Source organism: Bacillus sp. FJAT-27986, assembly GCF_001685035.1.
Classification (GTDB): domain Bacteria; phylum Bacillota; class Bacilli; order Bacillales; family Pradoshiaceae; genus Pradoshia.
This window is the reverse complement of the sequence record NZ_MAYV01000018.1, coordinates 70,691-96,738: the sequence shown is the minus strand read 5'-3', so window position 1 is coordinate 96,738 and position 26,048 is coordinate 70,691. Positions and strand designations below refer to the sequence as shown.

20 protein-coding genes and 1 other annotated feature are annotated in these 26,048 nt (G+C 38.7%); all 20 genes read left to right on the top strand.

The window, feature by feature from the left end; translation table 11 throughout:
- Nucleotides 1-403 precede the first annotated feature (403 nt).
- The 20 genes from yicI (at nt 404) to A8L44_RS16135 (ending at nt 26,023) form a co-directional block, all read left to right on the top strand.
- A complete protein-coding gene (yicI, locus tag A8L44_RS16235; RefSeq protein WP_066108851.1) occupies nt 404-2,716 on the top strand; it encodes an alpha-xylosidase in 2,313 nt (770 codons plus the stop codon).
- Nucleotides 2,713-4,743, top strand: coding sequence for a beta-galactosidase (locus A8L44_RS16230; protein WP_066108847.1), 2,031 nt, complete (start codon nt 2,713-2,715; stop codon nt 4,741-4,743). Before yicI ends, A8L44_RS16230 begins: the two co-directional genes overlap by 4 nt.
- 53 nt (nt 4,744-4,796) lie before the next feature.
- Nucleotides 4,797-7,130 (top strand): glycosyl hydrolase family 95 catalytic domain-containing protein, encoded by a 2,334-nt coding sequence (locus A8L44_RS16225; RefSeq protein WP_077248179.1) that lies wholly within the window; start codon nt 4,797-4,799, stop codon nt 7,128-7,130.
- Nucleotides 7,131-7,143: 13 nt separating this feature from the next.
- Nucleotides 7,144-7,869, top strand: a complete 726-nt coding sequence (locus A8L44_RS16220) for a YesL family protein (RefSeq protein WP_066108846.1) — start codon at nt 7,144-7,146, stop codon at nt 7,867-7,869.
- Nucleotides 7,870-7,944: 75 nt separating this feature from the next.
- Nucleotides 7,945-10,740 carry a glycoside hydrolase family 3 C-terminal domain-containing protein gene (locus A8L44_RS16215; protein ID WP_066108843.1) on the top strand — a complete coding sequence of 932 codons (2,796 nt, stop codon included), beginning with the start codon at nt 7,945-7,947 and terminating at the stop codon, nt 10,738-10,740.
- A gap of 244 nt (nt 10,741-10,984) precedes the next feature.
- Nucleotides 10,985-12,775 (top strand): sensor histidine kinase, encoded by a 1,791-nt coding sequence (locus A8L44_RS16210; protein ID WP_066108840.1) that lies wholly within the window; start codon nt 10,985-10,987, stop codon nt 12,773-12,775.
- On the top strand, nt 12,768-14,294 hold the full coding sequence (locus A8L44_RS16205) for a response regulator transcription factor (protein ID WP_066108837.1): 1,527 nt from the start codon (nt 12,768-12,770) through the stop codon (nt 14,292-14,294). The genes A8L44_RS16210 and A8L44_RS16205 overlap by 8 nt, the downstream gene beginning before the upstream one ends.
- A gap of 201 nt (nt 14,295-14,495) precedes the next feature.
- Nucleotides 14,496-15,428 carry an ABC transporter permease gene (locus tag A8L44_RS16200; protein WP_225983735.1) on the top strand — a complete coding sequence of 311 codons (933 nt, stop codon included), beginning with the start codon at nt 14,496-14,498 and terminating at the stop codon, nt 15,426-15,428.
- Between the two features lie 12 nt (nt 15,429-15,440).
- Nucleotides 15,441-16,355, top strand: a complete 915-nt coding sequence (locus tag A8L44_RS16195) for a carbohydrate ABC transporter permease (protein ID WP_066108832.1) — start codon at nt 15,441-15,443, stop codon at nt 16,353-16,355.
- 56 nt (nt 16,356-16,411) lie between these two features.
- Entirely contained in the window at nt 16,412-18,070 is a 1,659-nt protein-coding gene (locus A8L44_RS16190; RefSeq protein WP_066108831.1) for an ABC transporter substrate-binding protein, read from the top strand.
- 111 nt (nt 18,071-18,181) lie between these two features.
- A complete protein-coding gene (locus A8L44_RS16185) occupies nt 18,182-18,961 on the top strand; it encodes a sugar phosphate isomerase/epimerase family protein (RefSeq protein ID WP_066108826.1) in 780 nt (259 codons plus the stop codon).
- 6 nt (nt 18,962-18,967) lie between these two features.
- Nucleotides 18,968-20,044: a Gfo/Idh/MocA family protein gene (locus tag A8L44_RS16180; protein ID WP_066108824.1), complete on the top strand. Its 1,077-nt coding sequence runs from the start codon at nt 18,968-18,970 to the stop codon at nt 20,042-20,044.
- A gap of 30 nt (nt 20,045-20,074) precedes the next feature.
- A complete protein-coding gene (locus A8L44_RS16175; RefSeq protein WP_066108822.1) occupies nt 20,075-21,118 on the top strand; it encodes a Gfo/Idh/MocA family protein in 1,044 nt (347 codons plus the stop codon).
- The gene (locus A8L44_RS16170) at nt 21,118-22,086 is read left to right on the top strand and encodes a sugar phosphate isomerase/epimerase family protein (RefSeq protein WP_066108818.1); all 969 of its coding nucleotides are present in this window, start codon (nt 21,118-21,120) and stop codon (nt 22,084-22,086) included. Before A8L44_RS16175 ends, A8L44_RS16170 begins: the two co-directional genes overlap by 1 nt.
- Nucleotides 22,087-22,358: 272 nt before the next feature.
- Nucleotides 22,359-22,491 (top strand) — a sequence feature (ribosomal protein L20 leader region).
- A gap of 48 nt (nt 22,492-22,539) precedes the next feature.
- Complete coding sequence (gene infC / locus A8L44_RS16160) at nt 22,540-23,061, top strand: translation initiation factor IF-3 (protein WP_077248178.1); 522 nt, start codon at nt 22,540-22,542, stop codon at nt 23,059-23,061.
- 22 nt (nt 23,062-23,083) lie between these two features.
- Nucleotides 23,084-23,284: a 50S ribosomal protein L35 gene (gene rpmI / locus A8L44_RS16155; protein WP_049669916.1), complete on the top strand. Its 201-nt coding sequence runs from the start codon at nt 23,084-23,086 to the stop codon at nt 23,282-23,284.
- 32 nt (nt 23,285-23,316) lie between these two features.
- A complete protein-coding gene (rplT, locus tag A8L44_RS16150; protein WP_066108802.1) occupies nt 23,317-23,676 on the top strand; it encodes a 50S ribosomal protein L20 in 360 nt (119 codons plus the stop codon).
- Between the two features lie 59 nt (nt 23,677-23,735).
- The gene (locus tag A8L44_RS16145; RefSeq protein ID WP_066109248.1) at nt 23,736-24,011 is read left to right on the top strand and encodes a DUF1294 domain-containing protein; all 276 of its coding nucleotides are present in this window, start codon (nt 23,736-23,738) and stop codon (nt 24,009-24,011) included.
- Between the two features lie 72 nt (nt 24,012-24,083).
- Nucleotides 24,084-24,653, top strand: a complete 570-nt coding sequence (locus tag A8L44_RS16140; RefSeq protein ID WP_066108799.1) for a VTT domain-containing protein — start codon at nt 24,084-24,086, stop codon at nt 24,651-24,653.
- Between the two features lie 281 nt (nt 24,654-24,934).
- Entirely contained in the window at nt 24,935-26,023 is a 1,089-nt protein-coding gene (locus A8L44_RS16135; RefSeq protein ID WP_066108797.1) for a M42 family metallopeptidase, read from the top strand.
- Nucleotides 26,024-26,048 lie beyond the last annotated feature (25 nt).

The window sequence follows — 26,048 nt, the reverse complement described above, 5'->3', positions numbered from 1 at the left end:
AAATTTCAAGGTAACTTCATGATTTACCTTCAAACTTGAAAGAGGGTTAAAAGCTGGTTTTCCCCATTATCCTTATCCCCATGATGAACAACTATCTAATAATAATAAGATTACTGCAAACTCAGCCTCTAGGCACTTTTCGCCATTCTATCTAATTTTGTCCTGATTTTTTCTTTAATTCACAGGGTGTTCACTCCTGATTTCCCTCTGTAAAATGGAAGAGAGCTAGTTGATATAAAAAAATGTAAGCGCATTAATTTTGTTCGACAGATGAAAGTTCTAATAATTTAGTAACAGGTAAATGCAATTGGCTCATTCTAATCAGATTACTCAAATTCGATTTTTTGATCTACTTTTTTAAAGAGGTATGCTGCAACTCAATTTTTGAAAAGGGTGATTATATATGAAATTTAGCAATGGGAATTGGCTGGATAAGGAAGGCTATCAGCTTCATTATCCAATGGAAGTCTACGATGTGGAAAAGGATGATAATAAACTATCGATTTTTGCTCCGTTTACAAAAATTCTACATAGAGGAAAAACATTGGACGGAGGGTTAATGACCATTGAGTTATCTTCACCTCTTGAGGATGTTATTTCTGTCAAACTGCTTCATCATATTGGAGCACCGATGAGAGGGCCGGAATTTGAACTGGCAAAACAGAATCCAGACGTTTATATAGAGGAAGCGGATGAAGAGATATCGTATCAGAGCGGAAATCTGCGGGCTTCTATTAGAAAAAAAGGGGATTGGAATATTGATTTCTTTTCTGGGGATGAACGAATTGTATCCAGTCAAAGTATGGGGATGAGCTATATTTTGACTGATAAAAAAGAGCCCTATATGCGAGAACAATTAACATTAGATGTTGGGGAATTAATCTATGGATTAGGAGAAAGGTTTACACCGTTTGTGAAAAATGGACAAACGGTTGATATATGGAATGAAGATGGCGGTACAAGCAGTGAACAAGCTTATAAAAATATACCGCTTTATCTAAGTAATAAAGGCTATGGAGTTTTTGTGAACCATCCAGAGAAAGTATCATTTGAGATTGGATCAGAAAAAGTCTCTAAAGCACAATTTAGTGTACCAGGTGAAAGCCTGGAGTATTTTATTATAAATGGATCGACAATGAAGGATGTACTAGAAAAGTATACAACTTTAACAGGGAAGCCAAGCCTACCACCGGCATGGACATTTGGTCTATGGTTAAGTACGTCATTTACAACAGATTATGACGAAGAGACTGTAAATCATTTTATCGATGGAATGCTGGAAAGAGATATTCCATTGGATGTTTTTCATTTTGATTGCTTTTGGATGAAGGAATTTGAATGGTGTAATTTTGAGTGGGATAAGCGCGTTTTTCCTGAACCGGAAAGCATGTTGAAAAGGCTGAAGGATAAAGGGTTAAAAATCTGTTTGTGGATTAATCCATATATCGGACAGAAATCTCCATTATTTAAAGAGGGACTGGAAAATGGTTATTTCATTAAGCGTAAGGATGGACATGTTTGGCAATGGGATAAGTGGCAGCCGGGGTTGGCGGTTGTAGATTTCACCAATCCTGAAGCATGCAAATGGTTTGAGGAAAAGCTTGAAGCTTTAATTGATATGGGGGTAGATAGCTTTAAAACAGATTTCGGTGAGCGGATTCCTACGGATGTTGTCTATCATGATGGTTCTGACCCGCAGAAAATGCATAATTACTATACGTATTTATATAACAAAATCGTCTATGAGTTATTAGAAAGAAAGCTTGGAAAGGGAGAAGCAGCTGTCTTTGCCCGATCAGCTTCTGTTGGAAGCCAGAAATTCCCTGTCCATTGGGGCGGAGATTGCTGGTCCACTTATCCATCAATGGCAGAATCATTACGAGGGGGCTTGTCTTTCGGCTTATCAGGATTTAGTTACTGGAGCCATGATATTGCGGGCTTTGAACATGGAGCTACACCTGATTTGTATAAGCGTTGGACTCAATTTGGCTTGTTATCCTCTCACAGCCGTTATCATGGTAATACTGAATATAAGGTTCCTTGGATCTATGATGAAGAAGCGGTGGATGTCACACGAACTTTTACAAAATTAAAAAATTCATTAATGCCTTATTTATACAGAATGGCACGTGAGTCAGCGGAAACCGGTGTTCCTATGATGAGGCCTATGATCCTTGAATATATGGAGGATGAATCGTGCCATTATTTAGATCGCCAATATATGTTAGGAGATTCTCTATTAGTTGCTCCAATCTTTAATGAAGATGGAAAAGTAACATACTATTTGCCAAAGGGTAAATGGACAAACTTCCTGACAAATGAGGTCGTCGACGGAGGAACATGGCAGGCGGAGGAACATGGGTATATGACATTACCATTAATGGCAAAACCAAACTCTCTTATTGCGGTAGGCTCTGTTGATTCTACAGCAGTTTATGATTATGCAGAGGAAGTAACTTTTCATTTATTTGAACTGGAAGAAGGTAAAACCGTAAACTCACATATCTATAACCAAAATGGTGAGAATGTGTGCAGGATTACGATTTCCCGCTCAGGTAATACGTTAATCGTAGAAGGGGAGAGAGTTTCCAAACCATATTCACTCGTCATTCGAAATAGAAAAAGCGTCTTAGCTGTTAAGGGCGGGGAAAGTATAGAAACAGAACAGGGTGTATGTATCCATCCAAATGAAAATAGGGTAGTGATTGAACTATGATTCACCAACAAATTAAAAAAATTGTTTATGGCGGAGATTATAATCCTGAACAATGGCCTGAAGAGATTTGGCAGGAGGATATGCGGATTACAAGACTCGCAGATATAGACATCATGACAATTAATGTATTTGCCTGGGCTATGCTGCAGCCTAAAGAGGATGAATACGATTTCTCATTGCTTGATAGAGTGATGGATTTGTTGGCAGAAAATAAGATTTATGCATGTTTAGCAACAAGTACGGCTGTTCATCCAGCTTGGATGGCCAGGAAGTATAATGATTTGTTACGTGTGGATTTTGATGGCAGAAAACGAAAATTTGGATTACGCCATAATTCTTGTCCGAACAGTTCTTCCTACCGCCACTTTTCAGCAAGACTAGTAGAGGAAATTGCTAAGCGTTATCAAAACCATCCTGCTCTCACACTATGGCATGTCTCTAATGAATATGGAGGGGATTGTTATTGTGAAAACTGTGAAAAGGCATTTCGAGTTTGGCTGAGAAGAAAATATAACACGTTGAATGAATTAAATCGGGTCTGGAATACACGATTTTGGGGACATACATTCTATGACTGGGATGAAATTGTCCTGCCAAATAATTTAAGTGAGCATTTAGGAAACTCAGATTACACAGCCTTTCAGGGGATTTCACTCGATTATCGCCGTTTTAACTCTGATAGTATGCTGGAATGCTATAAATTGGAATATGACATTATCAAAAAATACACTCCTGATATAAAGGTAACCACTAATTTAATGGGAACATACAAGCCGTTAGATTATCAAAAGTGGGCGAACTATATGGATATTATCTCGTGGGATAATTATCCTGAGGTAGGATCTCCGGTAAGTAAGGAAGCAATGCGGAATGATTTAATGCGAGGGTTGAAGCAAGGAGAACCGTTCATGTTAATGGAACAAACACCGAGTGTAACAAATTGGCAGCCATATAATGCGCTAAAGCGGCCTGGTGTCATGCGCCTGCAAAGTCTTCAGGCTGTCGCTCATGGAGCAGATAGTGTGATGTTTTTCCAAATTCGTCGCTCTATTGGCGCCTGTGAAAAATTCCATGGAGCCGTAATTGATCATGCCGGACACGAACATACACGTGTATTTAAAGAGTGCGCTGAGCTGGGGAAAGAATTGACTGCACTTGGGGATACAATTATCGATTCAAGAGTGAAAGCGAAAGTCGCGATTGTTTTTGACTGGGATAACTGGTGGGCCGTGGAACTTTCAAGTGGTCCAAGCAGAGATTTGAATTATGAACAAGAGGTATGGAAATTTTATCATGCGTTATTTGAGCAAAATATTCAGGTTGATATCATAGCTGAGAATGATGATTTTAACTCGTATGAGGTTGTCATTGCGCCCGTTCTCTATATGACCAAGGCTGGTTTTAAAGAGAAGGCGGAAGCGTTTACTGAAAATGGGGGTTCCTTTATCACTACTTTTTTCAGCGGCATAGTCGATGAACATGATTTAGTCATAGGAGGAGGATATCCAGGCCATTTGCGTCATTTACTTGGGATTTGGGTGGAAGAAATTGATGCTTTGCCGCCTGGAAAAACGAATCATATTTTAATGGCTTCCTCTCAAAAAGATATATACCAGCCATCCTATTCATGTTCATTGCTTTGTGATCTTCTCCACCTTGAAGGGGCTGAGGCATTAGCTTTCTATGGTGAAGATTTTTATAAAGGAATGCCAGCAGTTACTCGGAATCAATATGGTAATGGGTATGCCTACTATATTGCATCCAGTGTGGATCCTGAGTTTCTTCGTGATTTCCTGGCAAATGTATGTAGAGAGCGAAATGTGAAGCCGGTGCTTACTGCTCCAAAAGGAGTTGAAGTATCAAAACGCGAAAAGAATGGTGAAGAGATCATTTTTATATTGAACCATAATGAAAATGAGGAAATGATTCAGGTGGATGACTCCTATTTTGATTTGATTCATCAACGGGAATACTCCGGTTCAATAGCAATCTCAGGCAGAGATGTTGTTATTTTATCTAAGATTTAATGGAGAGAGGACAGGAAGCTGTCCTCTTCTTAGTAAGAATGGGGTGAAGGAAAGTGGGAAGTGAACCATTGAGAGGCTTCAGGAGGCATTGGACATATAGCGATAAGCCTGCTGATAAGTGGGAATTTGCGAATGTATGTGGAAATGGAGAGCTAGGAGCCATACATTTTGGGCAGCCACACAAGGAAACGATTATTGTGAACCATGCGGAATTATTTCTTCCAACCGGCTCGCCACAGACCATGCCAGATATGTCCTTTTATTTAGAAGATGTGAGAAGAATCAGCAAGAGTGATGGTTATAGAGCATCCCATCAATTCTTTATTGAAAAAGGGGAAGAACTGGGACATACAATCGTGGACACAGACCCATTCCATCCTGGATTCTTTCTAAATATTGAACAAAGCCAAACGGAAGGATTGCGTGAATACTGCCGTTATACAGATTTTGAAAAGGGAGAGATTGGTTCTTCATGGGAGAATGATGGAAATAGGTTTCAGCGCCGCCTTTTTTCCTCAAGAACCGATCAGCTTATAGCATTAAGTATTAAAATGGATGAACATCTGCCGTTAACTTGTTTAACCATAGATGAAAACAATCATCCTTTAATAAAGTCTAGATATGAATGCCTCCCTAATGACGTGTTAGTTGGAACTCATGATTACGTACATGGAAAAGGCGGATACTATACCTTTGTGCACATAAAAAATTGTGATGGAACGATACAGTGCACGCCTACTTCAATTGAAGCAAGGAATGCCAGTAAGTTACTGATATTAATGAAAATTATTCCATTCGCCGAACACAATGAAGATATGGTGAGAGAAGTATCGTCCTTATTTTCCGGTTTTTCCGATACATATGAAGCATTATTCGATTCCCATCAAGTAAAACACTCAGAAGTCTTTAACCGTGTCTCCTTAAATTTAAATGGCGGAGAAAAAAGAGGCTGGAGTACCGATCAACTACTGGCGGATGTTAAGGAAACTTCCAGTGTACCACCGGCATTATTAGAGAGATTATTTGATGCAGGAAGATATATGTTTATCTGCAGTGCCGGTGTACGTCCGCCAAATCTTCAGGGGATATGGACGGGAACATGGGAGCCTTCCTGGTCATCTGATTATACGTTAGATACTAATTTGCAATTGGCCATGGCTTCTGTTTTTAGCTGTAATATGCTTGAAGGCATTCACCCATATACAGCCCTGCTCGATTCTTATATGGAAGATTTTCGTTATAATGCCAGGATGCTCTTTGGATGTAGAGGCATTCTCTCAGGTGTTCGGGCTTCAAGCCATGGAAGGCATTTGCACTGGGGAGAATCTTCCTGGGGAGATCGAGAATGCGATACGTTTTTTGGCGCTTTTTGGACGTGCGGGGGAGGATGGCTTGCTCATTGGCTGTATGACTATTATTTGTATACTGGAAATCAGCAGTTCCTACGAGAACATGCATTACCGTTTATGTTAGAAATCATAGCCTTTTATGAGGATTTTTTATATGAGGAAGAAGGAATATATGTCTTTAATCCCTCTTATTCCGCTGAAAATGGAATCGCGTTTAATAGTACTCAGGATATTGCCGTAGCGAAAGAGGTTTTAAATCATACAATCGAGGCTTGCAGGGAGCTTGGAATTTATCAAGAATCTATACCGCATTGGCAGCAAATGATAGAAAAAATGCCGCCGTACCTGATTAATGAGGATGGGGCATTGAAGGAGTGGGCTGTATGGAATCATGATGATAACTATAACCATCGGCATTTTTCTCACCTATATCCGCTTTTTCAAAGCTATGAATTTTCCGATACCGAGACTCCTGAACTTTGGGAGGCATCCAAACGGGCATTGGAGCTAAAAATGGAACATTGGCTATATAACCCTGACACCGATACCTCGTCTCATGGCCGTATGCATGCAGGATTATCGGCTGCCAGATTAGGAATGGGAGATGTTGTGATTGATATTATCCGGATGATGGCAGCTGGCGGAGCTATCTATCCTAGTTTAATGACAGCTCATTATGACCATTTTAATGTGTTTAATGTTGATGCAAATGGATGTATTCCTGAGCTTCTGGTAAATCTCCTGGTTTTTTCATTGCCTGGGAAACTTGAATTGCTGCCAGCTATCCCTAAGAACTTAACAAAGGGAGCAGTCGAGGGCATTTTATGTCGTAAACGAATGAAGATATCGACTATGGAGTGGGATTTAGAAGAAGGAATTCTTTCCTGTACCTTACTTTCAGATATAAATCAGGAAATCTCTCTTTCAATTGAAGAAGAAAAAGGAAATTGGTTTTTAAACAATAATCAAAGAGATACATGGAAAATAAATTTAAAAGCAGGAGAAAATACTACACTTACATTTAAACAAAAGGAATAAGGAGGGACGGGTAATGAATTCAGGAGTTTTGGGTGGGACATATCGAGTATGCTTATGGGTTGTCAGACTGGCTTGGTCAAATATCATATGGATTTTCTTAAATCTTCCTGTTTTATATTTTTGTTTAAGCTTATTGAATGCTGAATATTTAAATATCACGTATATTCTTCTTTTAATCATGGGGTTAGTGCCAATTTTCTCTTTCCCTTCCACTGTCGCTTTGTTTGGAGTTGTACGGAAATGGGTGATGGGAGAAAGCGATATTCCGATTGCCACTTCCTTTCTTCGTTATTATAAGGAAAACTATTTCAGGAGTTTCATAGGGGGAATCGTGTTTACCCTTATGTGGGCTGGCTGGATTATGAATTATATTAGTTTTGTCAGTCAACAGTCCGTTATATTTCTTGTTCTCTATGCTTTTTTTACGATGATTCTCCTAACATGGACTTTATATTTTTGCTGCTATACCGTTCATATTCACGATCGGCTCTTACAATCTATCAAAAATTCTTTCATCATGTCCGTTGGACGACCGATTTCAACCCTTGGGGTAGTCATGGTCACTGCGATATTAATTTATATTAGCATTGGTTTTACGTTTTTATGGCCATTCTTTACCGGAACGATATTGGCGTTTTTATCCTTTAGCTTTTTCTATCGGATTATTGAGAAAACCATACACTATCAAAATCAAACTAGAGATAGTGGCTTAGACACAATAGAAGAAAAAACAACCTAAATAAAGGCTGGGCTTTTAATCGATTATTTGTTTTTGATAAGAAAAAGAATCTGTTGATGGGAGTTGGAGTTGAAGATGAAGACGGAATATACATATCTCTTTCAGAATATAAAAGCTTTACTAGAGGACAGGGTGAAAGATCTGGTGTCTCAGCTGACATTGGAAGAAAAAATTAATCAAATGTGTCAGTACCAAGATGCTGTTCCGAGATTGGGAATAAAAAAATATAAGCATGGAACAGAAGGAGCTCATGGTATTGCTTGGCTGGGGGAAGCTACCGTGTTCCCGCAAAATATCGGCTTGGCCTGTACATGGAATGTAAATCTAATGAAGGAAATTGGCTCTGTCATTGGAGATGAGGCGAGAATTTTTTATCAAAAGGATCCAGAACATAATGGATTAACAATTTGGTCTCCAACGGTTGATATGGAAAGGGATCCAAGATGGGGTAGAACCGAAGAGGCCTATGGGGAAGATCCTTGCTTAACTGGTAAACTGACAACAGAATTAATCAAGGGTATGCAGGGGGAACATCCATTTTATTTGAAGACAGCCGCTACATTAAAGCATTTTCTGGGAAATAATAACGAGGTTAACCGTGGAGAGTGCTCAGTCAGTCTCGATCCCCGTAATTTAAATGAATATTATCTGAAAGCTTTTGAAAGGCAAATTAAAGAAGGAAAAGCACAATCGATCATGACTGCCTATAATGCTGTTAATGGAACTTTATGTAATATGAATCCTGATGTTAACGAGATTATAAAAAAGGAATGGGGAATGGATGGCTTTGTTGTAAGTGATGCTGGAGATGTACTTGGTTCAGTTAATGAGCATCACTATGTTGAATCCTATTCAAAGGCGGTTGCATACTCCATTAAAAATGGAATTGACAATATCACAGATGATAAGGACATAACGGTACGAGCCATCCGTGATGCTTTGGAACAGGAATATCTATTGGAAGAAGATTTGGATAAGGCTCTTTGCAACACCTTTAGGGTGAGATTTCGTCTTGGTGAGTTTGATTCTGATGGGGAGAATCCTTATTCATATGTTTCTGCAGAAAAATTAGCCAGTAAGGAGCATTATGAGCTATCTTTGAAGGCTGCCCGGGAATCTATTGTATTGCTTAAAAATAATGGAATCCTTCCATTGAAAAATAAAAAGGTTGCCGTAATCGGTCCTTTGGCAGATGAAGTGTTAACCGATTGGTACAGCGGTACACCACCTTATTCAATCACACCGCTTGAAGGTATCAAGGGAAAAATCGGTGAAACAATTCCCTACGCTGATGGAAGCAATCGCATAAGGCTCAGTATTACGGAAAGCGGAAAATCGATAGGGGTTAACCCTGATACCGGCTTCTTGCTTGCAAGTGAGAATGAAGGAGATGTATTGATTCATACGGACTGGGGATGGGGGAGTGAGACGCTTCGCTCTGAGAAAAATGGCAAATTCATTACCGTAGATGACGATCTTCATTTAAAGGCTACCGCTGATGAAGCAAAAGGGTGGTTTGTAAAAGAAGTATTTACTTTTTCTCAAAAGGAAGAAAGCATGGAGATTCTTTCCTGGGATAACCAGCCTATCCAATTGTCTGATGATGGATCCATTATTCAGGCCGAAGGTATGCCTGCCGCATTGTTCTCCTATAACATAACCGAGGATGGTATCCAAAAAGCTGTGGAAGAGACAAGCAAAGCAGATACAGCTATCATTTTTGCTGGTAATAATCCTTTTATAAATGGAAAGGAATGCATTGATCGTCCGGATTTGACATTGCCGCCTGCTCAGGAAAGGCTCATCCAAGAAGTACTTAAGGTTAATTCAAATACCGTCGTTGTTATTGTTGGAAGCTATCCTTATGCTGTTAACTGGGTTAATGAACATGTACCTGCCATTATATATACATCTCATGCAGGACCGGAACTAGGCCGCGCAATAGCTGATGTGTTGTTTGGGGATTACAATCCAGCGGGACGTTTACCAATGACATGGTATCAATCTGTCAACCAGCTGCCTGAAATTATGGATTATGACATTATAAAAGGAAAGCGTACCTATCAGTATTTTGATGGGGAAGTATTGTACCCTTTTGGACATGGATTATCTTATTCACAGTTCGAATATAAAAATTTGGAACTATCGAAAGAAAGTGTAACGAAAGAAGAAGTTTTACATGTGACGGCAGAGATCAGCAATAGAAGTGATCTGGATGGTGATGAAGTGGTCCAGTTGTATGTGCGATGTAATCAGTCTAAAGTAATTCGGCCTATTAAAACGTTAAGGGACTTTGAACGGGTGCATATTAAAGGCGGAGAGACTAAAAAAATAATCTTATCAATAGAGGTAAAGGATCTGGCATACTGGGATGTGGCAGAAGAACGTTTTCTATTGGAGGATGGAACATATACAGTCATGCTGGGCAGTTCATCCAAAGCTATTCAGTTGGAAAAAACAGTTGAAATAACAGGAGAAACCCGTACAGAAAGAACATTGAAGGGCAAAGTAAACTCTGTTCATTATGATGATTATTACTCAGTCAAAATGGTTGAGTGCTTAGAAGGACGGCATGCAATTCAAAGTATTGGCTTTAGTGGTTGGATTATGTATAAAGACGTTAAAATAAAAGCAAATAACAGAATGATGAAAATACGGTTGGCCAATGGCGGAAAGCAAACCGATATTGAAGTGAGGACATGTAAGCCGAATGGAAAGCTTTTATGTACCCTTCAGGCTCCAAGTACAGGTGGGTATCAAGCTTGGACTACAGTGGAAAAATCATTCATGGACATCGAAGAGGACAAGGTAGAAGATATCTATCTCTTATTTAAAGATGAAGTGGCTATTCATTGGTTAACAATAGAGTAATAGGAGAAAAAAACACTATAGTCAAATATAGTGTTTTTTTACGTTTATCGATAATTGGTATAGAGTGAGCATATGGATAAATATAAAATAAATAGGAGTTATTACCATTAGGTTTTGCATAATCACTAATTATGACATGAAAAATCATAAAAAATATACCACTTTATTTGGAAAATTCTTTAAAAAATCTCATGTATAATATATTTATATATGTAAGCGCTTACTATTTGTTGGAGGTTCGTTGATGATAGCGTATATTACTCGCAAATTAAATAATATGAAATTAAGAGATAAGTTGATTATATCCCTGGTTATTCTGGTAGCGATTCCGATTAGTATAGTTGGTCTATATTTAACTCAGCAATTGCGAAATGGGGCTATTGAAGACGCCATCAGTGAATCGAAAATGAATATGGAACGAATGAAAAAGAGAACGGCTGAGGTTTTAAAAGTACCAATCTATATATCTGACAACCTTCAGTTTGATCAGCAGCTGGATACGGTCGCAAATACCTCTTATGATTCGCGTTATCAGGTTGTAGAAGCCTATGAAAATTATAAGCTATTTACATATTACCTTGAATACTATAATGAAATCTCGACAATTCGATTTTTCATGGATAATCCAACGATGTTAAATAATTGGGAATTTATACCTATTGATGAAGAGGTAAAAAAAGAAGAATGGTATCAGGAAACAACGAAAAATCCTGATTTAATGAGATGGTATTACGTCAATGATTCAACTAAGGATAATGGGCCCTATTTATCACTTGTGAGACGTATTAATTTTCTTAAGACTAATACATACGGGGCGCTTGTTATAACAGTGAATACTTCAGAGTTGGAATGGATATTGAATCAGGAGACCCTGAGGGCAATGATTGTTGATGAGGAGAATAATATTGTAGCCTCCAATCAGAAAAAGCATATGGGACAAAAGCTTTCCAGTGTCATCCCTTCATTAGAAAAGGTAAGTGAAGAGGATGGATTCAAAGTTTATGAAGGTAAATTAAATGGCAAAAAATCTGTGGTTATGGAGGATTCCTTACTGGAACAAAGTCAAGATCATTTACGGATTATATCAGTTATGACAGAAGACCAAATGATGAAAGATGCCAATAACATCAGTATGATGGGTTTTTTTGTTACCCTGCTTGGATTTACATTAGCTGGCGTATTAATTTCCATTGTATCAATCCTTTATTCTAAGCGGGTTTCTAAATTGAGCAAGCAAATAGATTTGGTTTCAGCCGGTGATTTATCAAGCATGATTGAAGTGGATGGGGAAGATGAAATTGGTACATTATCCAAGCAATTTAATCGAATGGTGGCAAATCTGCGAGAGCTCATTGCCAAGGTGGAGGAAACGAATAGGCAGAAAAGTCTGTTGGAAATTAGGCAAAATGAAATCAAAATTAAAATGATGGCCAGCCAGATAAACCCGCATTTTTTATTTAACACATTAGAGTCTATTCGGATGAAAGCCCATATGGAGGGAGCGAAGGATGTGGCGAATGTTGTAAAAATGCTTGGCAGAATGATGCGCCACAGCTTGGAGATTCAGGGTCAAAAAATTCCTCTGTCAAAAGAATTGGAAATGGTGAATCTCTATTTGCAAATACAGAAATTCCGCTATCAGGACAGGTTGGAATATGAGCTGGATATAGAAGAAGAAGCTTTGACCGTGCTGATTCAGCCATTAATCATTCAGCCCTTGGTTGAAAATGCTGTTATTCATGGATTCGATTTATTAGATAACGGTGGAAAAGTGTGGGTGACAATCGAGAAAAAAGAGTGTGATTTAGAAATCATCGTTTCTGATAATGGGATTGGTATTTCGGAACAGAGGTTAATGGATATTCTTCAATCCATTAACCATCAAGAAGAGGGGAAACATATAGGGCTGAGGAATGTCCATCAAAGGATGGTGCTCATTTATGGAGAAGAATATGGTCTTTCTATTCAAAGTGAGCTTAATAAAGGAACCGTTATACAATTTAGAATTCCAATAGGGAGAGATAGCCATGTTTAATGTATTGATTGTTGACGATGAACCTATGATTCGTGAAGGCTTAAAAACTCTGATCAATTGGGAGGAATACGGTTTTCGAATCATTGCATTGGCTAGAAATGGAAAGGAAGGCTATGAGGAATACTGCCGGTGTAAACCCGATTTAATGATTGTAGATATTCGTATGCCAGAGATGGATGGTATTTCCCTTATTGAGTTAATACGTGCAGAGGATAATGATATTTCTTTTATTGTTCTGAGTGGCTATTCAGATTTTGCTTATGCCAAAAGGGCAATCAAAGCAAAAACAGCGGGTTATTTGCTTAAGCCAATTGACGAGGAGGAGTTGATTCAGTACCTGATTGACTTGCGTCAAAATATTGAGGAAAGGAAACAATGGTCCAGTTTGATTCAGGCTGAGTACTGTCACGAAAGGGATGAATTTCTCGCTTCCTTATGTCTGAATGATTTTAAAGAAATGGCTAATGTTCAAGAAAATCTTCATAAGTTTGAATTGGAGGATAGCGGATGTCAAATTTTATTAATTCAGTGCTATGAGAATGGGCAGAAAAAAATAAAATCAGAGTTAGTATCCTTCTTCGAGGATTGTAAAAAGGGCGTTGTTTTTACGATAAATGGGTATGCAGCTGTTTATTTGAGATCAGATTATTCATTTATTTCTCGGACTGACATGATCAAGCAAAAATTAATGAAACAGATTCATCCGTTTTGTAAAAGTATTGCATTGGGAGAATTTATGCCGAGTGTATACGGTATACAGGCATCCTATCAAACAGCACTTACCTTGATTAAACATCAATTTTATTTTGAAAAAGGACAAATATTAACAAAGAGCCATAGAAAAGAGTTGGATAGCGCCCATGGGATTTTAAAAGAAGAACTACTGCTAGATGAATATTTAAACCGCCTTTATTATGCGATAGATGTTGTTAATATTGATACTTGCAGAACTGTTATAGATGAACTTGGAAGAGAAATGATGCATCGAGATTTTTCGGAACAGCAAATAAAGAAACAGTTTATTTACATCTATACCCATACAATGAATAAGCTGTTGCAATTAAATTCTTCCATTGGTTTAGATTCAATGAAGGTTAATGATTGTGCCACTGATATTTATAAAATCGAAACTATGTCTGACTTAATCGAATATATTTTTCAACAGTTTGAGTCTATTATAAAAAGAATTGATAATGGGTTGACCGGTACACAAATGAAGAAAATGATTGATTTAATTCATAAGAATTATAATCAAAATCTCCGGTTGGAAAGTCTTGCTGGGGTATTCAATTATAATAGTGCCTATCTTGGAAAATTATTTAAAAATTATACCGGTGAATATTTTAATACGTATTTAGATAAGGTCCGTATTGAAAATGGAAAAATATTATTACAAAAAGGTTTAAAGGTTTATGAGGTTGCCGAAAAAATTGGGTATGCCGATGTTGATTATTTTCATAGAAAGTTCAAAAAATATGAAGGGATCTCACCTTCTGCCTACCGAAATCATACTGGGTAATAGTACCTTGCCAAAGCTATGTTGATGAATGCTTTGGCTTTTTTATTTTACCTTGCATATATATGAACTGCATATCTAAAATTTTCACCTGATTTTCTCCTAAATCTGTATGGTATTACCACCTTTTTGATTCGGTTATCATTAATGTAAGAAAAGGGGGAGGTATCAATGCAGACGGCAGAAAAGAAAGCGCATACAATTATGAAGGCAGCTCCTACAAGAACGCAAAGAATGTGGACGTCAATAAAAAATCAAAAGTATTTGTACCTTATGTCATTGCCATTTGTTGCGTGGGTGTTTGTTTTTAACTATATCCCTTTATGGGGTTGGACAATGGCTTTTCAAAATTTCAAGCCAGCCAGATCATTTATGGAACAGGAATGGGTGGGATTTGACCACTTTATTGCACTCTTTCAGGACGAGAGGTTTTTTCTTGCTTTACGTAATACGCTTGCAATGAGCTTAATGGGTCTGATACTTGGATTTGTTATCCCTATTATATTTGCCATTTGTATTAATGAAATACGTAAGAAGGCATTTAAACAAACGATCCAAACTGTATCATACCTTCCTCACTTTGTTTCTTGGGTTGTAGTAGCAGGGATTGTAACAAAAATGCTTTCGGTCGATGGGGGAGCCATCAATCAGTTGTTGACTACAACAGGTATTTTGGATGAACCCTATCAATTTATGACACAGGGAAATTTATTCTGGATCATTGTTACATTATCCGACCTTTGGAAAGAGATGGGCTGGAACTCAATCATCTTTTTAGCGGCCATGGCTGGAATTGACACTCAATTATATGAAGCAGCAAAGGTGGATGGAGCAAGCCGTTTGAGGCAAATATGGCATATTACCTTACCGGGTATTCGGCCGACCATCTTGGTTGTTTTGATTTTATCGATTGGTCATTTGATTTCCATTGGCTTCGAAAAACAATTCTTGCTGGGTAATGCTACTGTTGTTGATTATGCAGAGGTTTTAGATTTATATGCCTTAAACTACGGTATTGGTCTTGGAAGATTCTCGTATGGTACGGCAATTGGGATATTCAATTCTTTAGTCAGCATCATTTTATTATTCTTAGCAAATGGCATTTTCAAGAGATTTACAAACCAAAGTGTAATGTAATGGGGTGAGATAGTGAGTAGCAAAGGAGTTAACGTGAGACCCAGCCGGGACGACCGAATATTCGATATTTGTAATTATATCTTTCTAACACTTGTATTCGTCGTTACCCTATATCCATTTTTGAATGTATTGGCTATATCCTTTAATGAGTCGAATGACACGATTCGAGGGGGAATTACGATATTCCCAAGAGAGTTTACGCTGGAAAACTATAAAACTATTTTTCAGTACGATAATTTGGTAACAGGATTTGTTAATTCAACACTTCGTACCATAATCGGAACTGTACTTGGAGTATTATCATCAGCAATGGTGGCTTTTACTTTAAGTCGTGCTGATTTTAGTGGACGTAAATTTGTTTCAACGATCTTGGTTTTAACCTTGTATTTCTCTGGGGGATTAATTCCTGGATATATGCTTATGAGAGATTTAGGCTTAATCGATACATTCTGGGTGTATGTATTGCCTGGTATGGTTAATGCCTTCAATATCATCATTGTTCGGTCCTTTATGGATGGATTGCCATATGCCTTACAGGAATCAGCAAAAATTGATGGCGCTAATGATTTTACTATTTTTTGGAGAATTGTATTGCCGCTGTGTACGCCCGTTTTAGCGACAATTGCTTTATTTGTAGCAGTTGGTCAATGGAATTCCTGGTTTGATACGTATTTATATAATAGTTCAAATGAGAGTTTAACAACCTTGCAATATGAATTAATGAAAATCTTACAAAATACGACTGTTAGTGCCAGTGATCCTAATGCTTATCGGACTTCGAGCGGTGAAGCAGCTGCTTCATCTGTATCACCGGAATCCATCAAAATGGCGATTTCAGTTGTCACTATTGTTCCTATTCTGCTAGTATACCCGTTCCTACAACGCTTTTTTGTACAGGGTATGACATTAGGTGCCGTAAAAAGCTGATTTAAGTTAAAACAGATCATGATCTGTTTGACAATAAATGATAAGGAGAAAAGAGAATGAAAACAAAAACGAAATCAGTACTAATTCTTTTGATGGCCGTTATGTTGGTGATAACTGGTTGTAAGGATGATAGTGCTTCGAGTCCGAAGGAAGAGACAACTGGGCCTGTTACTTTTTCTTTATTTAGCGCTGATCCGCATTCTCAATGGGATAAAATGGAAAGTCCGGTGAGCAAAGCAATCAAGGATAAAACAGATGTGACAATTGATCCTGAATTTGATGTAAATGGCGGAGATCAGAAAATCTCGCTTATGATTGCAAGCGGGGAGTATCCGGATTTAATTTTACCAAAAGGGAATGCTGGTAATTTGGTTGATGCAGGAGCTTTTATAGACCTGACAGATTTAATTGAAGAACATGCACCTAATTTAAAGAAAATTTATGGTGATTATTTAAATCGATTGAAATGGAGTAATGAAGATGAAGGGATTTATATCCTTCCAACTGCAGCTGTTGATCAGACGTATTTCGAGCCAGGCACTGGGTTTATGCTCCAGCATGATGTTGTTCAAAAATTAGGTTATCCTGAAATCCGCACAGTGGAGGATGTAGAGAAGGCTATTAAGGAATATAAGGCTAAATATCCAACGATTGATGGAAAGCCAACGATAGGTTTATCCCTACTGGCTGATGACTGGCGCATCCAGATATCTACCACAAATCCTGCATTTTATGCAACAGGTGCACCTGATGATGGAGAATTTTATATCGATCCAAAATCACATGAAGCAAAATTACATTATCGCCGGGCTGAAGAAAAAGAATATTTCCGCTGGTTAAACCATATGAATGATATTGATTTATTGGATAAGGAAAGCTTTGTACAAAAATACGACCAATATTTAGCTAAGATTTCTTCTGGCCGTGTTCTTTCCGTAACCGATACGGATTGGCAGATTGGCGATGCAGACCGTGCGCTGCGTGAATCTGGAAAAACAGAGCGTATGTATGGAATGTATCCTGTAACACTTAATGAACAATTCAAACATCATAATTTCCAGGATACTGGCTATCTAGGCGGATGGGGCATCGGGATTACAGTAGATAATGAGGATCCTGTACGTGCCATTAAATTTATTGATTATCTTGCCTCTGAAGAAGGACAGATTCTTCAAAACTGGGGAATTGAAGGGGAGCATTATGAGGTTGTAGATGGTAAACGTGTCATCTCGAAAGAAGAAATGGATCAGCGTAATAGCAATGCCAATTATGTAAAGGAAACTGGTATTGGTGCATTAAAAGGCTTTGCTCCTTATTACGGGGATGGAATAACAGATTCAACTGGACAAACCTTTTCAATTGCCAGTAGAGAGCAAATCAAAGACGGCTATACTGATGTTGAAAAAGAAGTACTTTCTAATTATGGCGTAGAGATGTGGGCCGATTTGTATCCACAAAAAGAAGATTTCCCTGTAAAAGAATGGGGAGCAGCTTTTAATATGGCGGTCCCTTCAGGTTCTGATACGGAGCTTATCATGCAAAAGTGTCTTGATATCGTGAAAAAACGGATTCCAGAAGCTATTCTGGCAGATCCAGATAACTTTGATAAAGTGTGGGATACCTTTATGAAGGATTTGGAAAAAGCGGATGTCGAACAAGCTGAAAAGGAATATACCAAACTAATAAAAGACCGTATTGAGCTATGGAATAAGTGATATTAAATCATAACTGTCCTCCTGAATCTTTATAGGAGGACAGTGTTTTTAACTATCAGGCTATATAAATGAAAGAATAATAAATTATTTACTGGATTGGAGAGTATTCATATGAATCAGATTCCTATAGCGGTTCAAATGTTCAGTCTGCGAGAAGAGGCGGAAAAAGATTTTGCAGGTACGTTGAAAAAAGTAGCTGAGCTTGGTTTTGACGGTGTTGAGTTAGCTGGCCACGGTAATCTTACTGCCCAGGAAGTGAGGAACCTCTTAGATGAGTATGGCTTAAAAGCAGCAGCCAGCCATATCCCAATCGATGAGCTAGAAAGTGAGCTTGAACGAGTAATTGAAGAGCAAATTATATTAGGTTCAAACTATATTGTATGTCCATATTTAGCAGAAGACCGACGCCAGGAAAGTGAGTATCTTGCTTTGCCTTCTCTATTAAATGAAATAGGGGAGACATGTAAGAGGAACGGTCTTACATTGTGCTATCACAATCATGATTTTGAGTTAGAGACCCTATCTGATGGACGGAAAGCGCTAGAGGTTATTTTTGATGGTACAGATCCAGATAAGGTTAAAGCGGAGTTTGATGTATATTGGCTAAAAAAGGCAGGGGAAGATCCTATTTCCTGGTTGGATAAATACCGGAATCGGTCTCCTCTCATCCATTTAAAGGACATGACCTTAGATGATGAACAGTTTTTCGCAGAACTGGGCACAGGTGGGGTTGAGATTGAGAAAATTTTAGAAAAGGGCGAGGAGTTAAACGTCGCCTGGTGGATTGTTGAACAGGATGCTACGAGATTAACTCCGTTTAGGAGTATGGAAATTAGTATGAATTATTTAAAAAGCAACCTGCCTGATTATACAACAAATAAAGGGAGATAGGGTTTCATGACTTTACGGGTAGGGATTGTCGGCTGCGGAAATATCAGCAGCATCTATATCGAGAATAGTAATAGATTTACAGACTATCAAGTAGTAGCCTGTGCGGATTTGGATTATACAAAAGCGATCGAAATGGCTCGAAAGTATAATGTTGGAAAACCGTTGGAGCTTGAAGAAATATTTACATCTCCAGATATCGATTTAATTTTAAATTTAACTGTTCCTCATGCTCATTCATCTGTATCTCTAAAAGCTATTCATAACGGTAAGCATGTTTATACTGAAAAACCTCTTTCAATTTCATATAACGAAGGCAAAAGAATACTGGACGCTGCCCGTGAAAAGGGAGTTATAGTAGGGTCGGCTCCTGATACCTTTCTCGGTGGCAGTCTTCAATTAGCTGGAAAATGGATTGAGGAAGGGTTGATTGGGCGAATTGTAGGGGCAACAGGCAATATGATGTCCAATGGACCTGAATCCTGGCATCCAAACCCCGACTTTTATTACAAGGCTGGCGGTGGCCCTATGTTTGATATGGGTCCATATTATTTAACGGCATTAATCAGTTTACTGGGCAGTGTGAACAGAGTTACTGGTATAGCTAGAACAACCTATACGGAACGATTGATCACAAATCCGAAGCGGTTTGGAGAGTTTATCCCGGTTGAGGTGCCGACACATGTGACTGGAATACTGGAAATGGCGAGTGGAGTGATTACGACGATTACGACAAGCTTTGATGTAGTGGGAGCTAGAACTCCGTTTCTTGAGATATATGGGGAAAAAGGAACACTTAGCTTGCCTGATCCGAACCAATTTAATCATCCTGTTCTTGTAAAAAGAGATGGAGAGATTGAGTGGACTGAATTGAAGACTATGGGAGATCCATATGACAATCTGCGCGGGATTGGTCTTGCCGACATGGCAAAGGCTCTTCAGAACGGCTATCAGCCCCGTGCTAGCTCTGAAATGGCCTTGCATGTACTTGAAATTATGGAAGGAATACATCGGTCCTCGGAATTAGGGACTCATTATGTAATGGAAAGTAAATGCGAGAAGCCATTTTTACTAGACGCTAATTAAGTTCAATAATTTTAAAATGGAGGAACGTAGATGAATAAAATAAGAGTGGGTGTTATTGGATGTGGAAGTATCGCTAAATTCCGCCACTTACCTGAGTATGCTGCAAATGAGACTTCAGAAATCACTGCCGTATGCGATCTAGTTGAAGAAAGGGCAAAGAAGATGGCTGAGCTTTATGGCAGTGAAGTGTATACCGATTATGATGAAATTATAGCAAGAAACGATATTGATGCTGTCAGTATATGCCTTCCGAATTATTTGCACGCTCCCGTTACAATTGCTGCATTAAAATCTGGTAAACATGTATTATGCGAAAAACCAATGGCAACTTCAAAGCAAGAAGCAGAAGAGATGATTCATGCCGCACGTGAGGCCAGTAAAAAATTGATGATTGCCCATAACCAACGATTTGTTGCATCACATCAGACTGCCAAGGGAATTTTGGATAGCGGTAAATTAGGGAAGATTTATAGTTTTCGTACCGCTTTTGGCCATCCCGGACCAGAAGGCTGGAGTGTGGATGGCAAGGAAAGCTGGTTCTTCAATAAGAAACAAGCATTTATAGGTGCTTTAGGTGATTTAGGCGTACATAAGTCAGATTTACTTCGCTATTTATTTGGAGAGTTTTCAGCAGTAAGTGCTTTTGTTGAAACCAATGCAAAGGATTCTACTGAAGTAGATGACAATGCGGTTGTCCTGCTGCGCACGGATAGCGGAATCATTGGCACTTTAGCGGCGAGCTGGGCTTATGTAGCCGGCGGCGGGGATAATTCAACGGTTATTTATGGAGAAAAGGGTATTCTGCGATTGGAGGATGATCCAGAGCATTCATTAATTGAAGAGTATGTTGATGGACGTGTCATTAAACATAAGTTGGATAAAATTCAGACGAATGAAGATGGTGGGCAAACGTCATCTCATGTGATCAATCATTTCATTCAGTCAATTATCGAGGATAAAGAACCGCTAATTACGGGAGAAGAAGGGAAAAAATCATTGGGTATCATTCTTGGTGCTCTTGAATCAGAGCGGACGAAGAAGACCGTTTCCTTAGCTGAGGGGGAAGGTTTTTAATGAAGATGGGAGTTTTTACCGTATTGTTCTCGAAAATGTCATTTGTAGATATGCTCGATTATGTTAAAGAAGCAGGATTATCCACTGTTGAAATTGGAACCGGAGGGTATCCGGGGAACGCTCATTGTCCGTTGGATGAATTGCTTGAGGATGAACAAAAGAGGAATTCGTATCTTGGAGAAGTCAACTCTAGAGGATTATCGATTAGTGCGTTCAGCTGCCATGGCAATCCACTAACACCGGATAAAAAGTTCGCTGAAGAATCAGATTCCATTTTACGTAAGACAATTCAACTTGCATCCTTGTTGGGAGTACCCGTTGTAAATACATTTTCCGGTACACCGGGAGACAGTGAAGAAGCAAAATATCCAAATTGGCCAACTGTTGCTTGGCCGGCGGAATATGCCGATCTATTAGAATGGCAATGGGAAAATAAGTTGATTCCTTATTGGAAAGAGATCGGGACGTTTGCAGAGCAACATGATGTAAAAATAGGTATTGAATTACATGGGGGGTTCCTTGTTCATACACCTTATACATTATTAAAACTAAGGGAAAGAACCTGTACGGCAATCGGAGCTAATTTTGACCCGAGCCATATGTGGTGGCAGGGAATTGATCCGGTGGCAGCGATTAAGATTCTCGGTAAGGCCGGTGCTATTCATCATTTCCATGCGAAGGATACGTATATCGATCAGGATAATGTAAATATGTATGGATTAACAGATATGCAGCCCTATGGTAATGTGGAATCTAGAGCCTGGACATTCAGAAGTGTTGGATGCGGGCATTCTATTCAAGAATGGAGCGATATGATGAGTGCGCTCCGTATTTACAATTATGATTATGCTGTCAGTATTGAACATGAAGATCCATTAATGTCTATTGAAGAAGGTTTTACTCGAGCGGTTAAGAATTTAAATGGTGTGCTTATTCGCGAAAGACCAAGTGAAATATGGTGGTCGTAATGAATGTACACACTTAAGGTTTGAATTCTGTTGCGAAATCAACCGGATTTGGAATTGTTTTGTTGAATGGCCAAACATGTATCCAATTTTGAAATCTATACAGAATCAATAGTATCTGGATTTTAACTTTCCAATCTTTCTTCAAAAACCTCTTGCCACCAGGTACAATTTTTGATAAAATAACTTTTGTTGTCATTACGAATGAGCTTCTATTGACATTATACAGCGAAACATGTTAAAATGATTTTTAGTGAGCAAATCAAATACGACACATTATAAAGCAGAAGCACCCGCTTCTCACCTGTATAACACTCTTCAGAGAGTAGTTAACTGGTTCAATTGATATAATCAGACGGTATGTCTTTTTATGGGCGGGTGTGCATGCACCGGCCTTTTTTATATGTTTAAAAAGCATGTGAAGTAGTATTTGCTAGAAAATCTTGGAGGTGGCTTATTATTAGCAAACAAGACTTAATCTTAAACGAAGGCATTCGTGCCCGAGAAGTACGTCTAGTTGATCAAAATGGTGAGCAGCTTGGAATTAAATCCCGCAATGAGGCATTAGAAATTGCTACACGCGTGAATTTGGATCTTGTGCTGGTTGCACCGAACGCAAAGCCTCCTGTCGCCCGTATTATGGACTATGGTAAGTTCCGTTTCGAGCAACAGAAGAAGGAAAAAGAAGCTAGAAAAAACCAAAAAACAATTAGTTTAAAAGAGGTTCGTTTAAGCCCAACTATCGACGAGCATGACTTTAATACGAAGCTTCGCAACGCTATTAAGTTCCTTGAAAAAGGAGATAAGGTAAAAGCAAGTATTCGATTTAAAGGACGGGCTATTACCCATAAAGAAATCGGGCAGCGCGTGTTAGTTCGCTTTGCAGAGGAATGTAAAGAAGTGGCTACTGTGGAAACAGCGCCAAAAATGGACGGACGCAGCATGTTCTTGATTTTAGCACCGAAAAACGAAAAGTAATGTTTCGAGGAGGAAATTTCCCATGCCAAAAATGAAAACTCACAGAGGCGCTGCAAAGCGATTCAAAAAAACTGGTTCTGGTAAGCTTAAGCGCAGCCATGCTTACACAAGCCACTTATTCGCTAACAAATCCACTAAAGCAAAACGTAAATTACGTAAAAGTGGAATGGTTAGTTCCGGAGATTTCAAACGCATTCGTCATCTATTAGACAATATCAAGTAATTGAGAACGCTCAATTTTAGGAGGAATTAGATATGCCACGTGTTAAAGGCGGTACAGTGACGCGCAAACGTCGTAAAAAAGTATTAAAGCTAGCTAAAGGTTATTTCGGTTCAAAACATACATTATACAAAGTTGCTAATCAACAAGTAATGAAATCCTTGCAATATGCATTCCGCGATCGTCGTCAAAAGAAACGCGACTTCCGTAAATTATGGATTACTCGTATCAATGCAGCAGCTCGCATCAACGGTCTTTCTTACAGCCGTTTAATGCACGGTTTAAAACTTGCTGGTATTGAAGTTAACCGTAAAATGCTTGCTGAACTTGCAGTTAGCGATGCAGCAGCATTTGCTCAATTAGCTGAAACAGCTAAAAAAGAACTTAATAAATAATAATAGAGGCGCTTCTCAAGTGATTGGGGGCGCCTTTTGTTATGGGAGGAGAGGAGAATATGAAAGAGCTTATCATCGGTTATTTTATACTGATCAATTTAACCTTACTTCTTGTTATGAAACTGGATAAAAACAGAGCTCAACATAATCGATACCGCATAAGCGAGAAAACATTGTGGATTCTGGCTCTTGCTGGAGGAGCTATTGGCGGGACAGCAGGTATGAAGCTATTCAGGCATAAAACAAAGCATAAAGCTTTTGTGGCAGGCTTTCCATTATTAGCAATCGTGGACGTAATCATAGCAGCTATTCTTTTATCAACCATACAGTCATAATTAAGCAAGAGAACATATATTAATAAATAAGCCAAGTTTTAACAACGTAGAAAGGCAAAATGGGGTGTGAGTATGGATTATGATTTTACCATGTTGCTCGCTTTTATTGAGGCAGGTGGTTTTTGGTCACCTCTTGTCTTTGTAGTTTTCCATATAGTAAGGCAATATATTTTTATTCCGGTAGCTGTTGTTTGTATGGCGGGCGGGATTATGTTTGGTGCTGTATTCGGTACGTTATTATCTTTATTAGGTCTCTGGCTATCATCGATTATTTTTTACTTTATGATTATTAAAATGCCGAAATTACAGCATAAGCTTGAAAAGTTGGATGAGCGTACATTGAAGTTCGGAGGAAGAATAAATGTAAAGCAGGCGAGTATCCTAAGGCTTATTCCGTTTATACATTTCCATCTCCTAAATTTTTATTTAATCGGCAACAGCAAAACCTTTACGGATTACGCAAAAGCCGTTTTTTGGTCCAATATTCCCTTGGCATTTTTTTATACGGTATTTGGACATTCGATTGCAAAGTTTTCTCCAACGATGATGCTGATTATCATTTCAGCGCTGATTATCTTGCTCTTTTTCCTTAGAGAAAAGAAGGTCATTATTAAGTGGAGTCAGTTTTTTGGTCATACTTAACATTAGTCTGTTAAACTTATTTGTATAGATAAGTTTTGCAGGCTTTTTTAGATGGTTAATAGAATGAAGTTCTATTCAGTTTACTGAAGACTGGTTAGGATACAGGAGGAATGACCATGTTTAATGGAATGAACCAGTTCCATGGTCAGGCTATATTTAGAAGTGAATATTAACGGAAGTCTTTCGGCTGATTCATAATGGTCTTTCGATTATTTGATAGTAAAGGGAAATAATACATATACTATAAAGAATGATATACATAGTTAAGGAGGCTCTTTTTTATGAAACATCTAGATGATACGCTTTCTATGCTGAAGGAGCTAACAGATGTTAACGGCATTGCAGGTAATGAAGGAGAACCGAGAAAAGTTATGAGAAGGCTGATTGAGCCATATGCTGATAGCCTTTCATTTGATGGAATCGGCAGTTTGATTGCTGAGAAAACAGGAGAAGAAAAAGGACCGCGCATTATGATTGCCGGACACCTTGATGAAGTAGGTTTTATGGTTACCCGGATTGATGACAAAGGATTCCTCTTTTTTCAAACGATTGGGGGCTGGTGGTCACAGGTTATGCTTTCTCAGCGTGTTACAGTAACCACTTCGGGGGGCGAGCAAATTACGGGTTTAATCGGATCTTCACCGCCTCATATCCTTACTCCGGAAGCGAGAAAGAAACCGGCAGATGTCAAAAATATGTTCATTGATATCGGAGCCACAAGCCGGGATGAAGTACTTGAATGGGGAATCCGTCCAGGAGATATGGTAACGCCGTACTCCGAATTTACGGTACTTAAAAACGAAAAAATGTTAATGGCTAAAGCATGGGACAACCGAATTGGTTGTGCGGTGGCAATAGAGGTATTAAAACGCCTAAAAGATGAAAACCATCCGAATACCGTATTTGGCGTAGGAACTGTTCAGGAAGAGGTAGGGCTGCGCGGCGCTAAAACAGCGGCTAATTATGTACAGCCTGATATTGCGATTGCTGTAGATGTGGGAGTGGCAATCGATACACCAGGATTATCTGAAAAAGACGGTTTAACAAAAGCGGGAGACGGTCCGGGACTGGTGTTATATGACGCAAGCCTGGTGACTCATAAAGGCTTGAGGGACTTTATTGTCGGTGTGGCAGAAGAAATGAATATACCTTATCAATTTGATCATATACCTGGCGGCGGAACAGATGCTGGATCATTCCATGTCAGCGGTACGGGTGTACCTTCTATCGCGATTACGATTCCAACTCGTTATATCCATTCTAATGCGGGGATATTAAATCGTGATGATTATGAAAATACGGTTAACCTTATTGTAGAATTGGTTAAACGTCTGAACAGGGAAACGGTGGATAAGATTACGTTTGATTGAATACGAAAAAACGATGATGGAGAAT

Bases quoted from the DNA above. Each gene is read 5' to 3' on its own strand.
- yicI (WP_066108851.1), top strand. From the start codon at position 404: ATGAAATTTAGCAATGGGAATTGGCTGGATAAGGAAGGCTATCAGCTT.
- A8L44_RS16230 (WP_066108847.1), top strand. From the start codon at position 2,713: ATGATTCACCAACAAATTAAAAAAATTGTTTATGGCGGAGATTATAAT.
- A8L44_RS16220 (WP_066108846.1), top strand. From the start codon at position 7,144: ATGAATTCAGGAGTTTTGGGTGGGACATATCGAGTATGCTTATGGGTT.
- A8L44_RS16215 (WP_066108843.1), top strand. From the start codon at position 7,945: ATGAAGACGGAATATACATATCTCTTTCAGAATATAAAAGCTTTACTA.
- A8L44_RS16210 (WP_066108840.1), top strand. From the start codon at position 10,985: ATGATAGCGTATATTACTCGCAAATTAAATAATATGAAATTAAGAGAT.
- A8L44_RS16205 (WP_066108837.1), top strand. From the start codon at position 12,768: ATGTTTAATGTATTGATTGTTGACGATGAACCTATGATTCGTGAAGGC.
- A8L44_RS16200 (WP_225983735.1), top strand. From the start codon at position 14,496: ATGAAGGCAGCTCCTACAAGAACGCAAAGAATGTGGACGTCAATAAAA.
- A8L44_RS16190 (WP_066108831.1), top strand. From the start codon at position 16,412: ATGAAAACAAAAACGAAATCAGTACTAATTCTTTTGATGGCCGTTATG.
- A8L44_RS16185 (WP_066108826.1), top strand. From the start codon at position 18,182: ATGAATCAGATTCCTATAGCGGTTCAAATGTTCAGTCTGCGAGAAGAG.
- A8L44_RS16180 (WP_066108824.1), top strand. From the start codon at position 18,968: ATGACTTTACGGGTAGGGATTGTCGGCTGCGGAAATATCAGCAGCATC.
- A8L44_RS16175 (WP_066108822.1), top strand. From the start codon at position 20,075: ATGAATAAAATAAGAGTGGGTGTTATTGGATGTGGAAGTATCGCTAAA.
- A8L44_RS16170 (WP_066108818.1), top strand. From the start codon at position 21,118: ATGAAGATGGGAGTTTTTACCGTATTGTTCTCGAAAATGTCATTTGTA.
- rpmI (WP_049669916.1), top strand. From the start codon at position 23,084: ATGCCAAAAATGAAAACTCACAGAGGCGCTGCAAAGCGATTCAAAAAA.
- rplT (WP_066108802.1), top strand. From the start codon at position 23,317: ATGCCACGTGTTAAAGGCGGTACAGTGACGCGCAAACGTCGTAAAAAA.
- A8L44_RS16145 (WP_066109248.1), top strand. From the start codon at position 23,736: ATGAAAGAGCTTATCATCGGTTATTTTATACTGATCAATTTAACCTTA.
- A8L44_RS16140 (WP_066108799.1), top strand. From the start codon at position 24,084: ATGGATTATGATTTTACCATGTTGCTCGCTTTTATTGAGGCAGGTGGT.
- A8L44_RS16135 (WP_066108797.1), top strand. From the start codon at position 24,935: ATGAAACATCTAGATGATACGCTTTCTATGCTGAAGGAGCTAACAGAT.